The organism is Bacteroides sp. AF39-16AC, from assembly GCF_003602735.1.
Classification (GTDB): Bacteria; Bacteroidota; Bacteroidia; order Bacteroidales; family Bacteroidaceae; genus Bacteroides; species Bacteroides uniformis.
Genome location: NZ_QTLN01000082.1, coordinates 1 through 415, shown reverse-complemented (window position 1 = coordinate 415; position 415 = coordinate 1). Strand labels below are relative to the sequence as shown.

Sequence of the window (415 nt, the reverse complement as noted above, 5' to 3'; positions counted from 1 at the left end):
TGGATCGGTTTATCCGGTTTGCTCCCAAACATATATAAAGGAAGAATACAAAGAATTTGTATGCAACCATGACGACGATATATTAGAACGATATTTGGCGGATAGCGAAATTTCACCGGCTGATTATTGGAATACGATAATCGCTCTTGTGGCAAAAGCCAAAGTCTATCCGGTGCTACATGGATCAGCAATGTTCAATATCGGTATCAATGAGTTGTTGGACGCCATTTCTTCTTTTATACTTCCTCCGGCATCAGTCTCAAACAGACTTTCAGCTTATCTCTATAAGATAGAGCATGACCCCAAAGGGCATAAAAGAAGTTTTCTTAAAATAATTGACGGAAGTCTGAGACTTCGAGACGTTGTAAGAATCAACGATTCGGAAAAATTCATCAAGATTAAAAATCTAAAGACT

Annotated in this window: 1 pseudogene; it reads left to right on the top strand. The window is 38.1% G+C overall.

Going from position 1 to position 415, the window contains the following annotated elements:
• A pseudogene (locus tag DW039_RS21400) lies at nt 1-415 on the top strand (tetracycline resistance ribosomal protection protein); the annotation flags it as partial.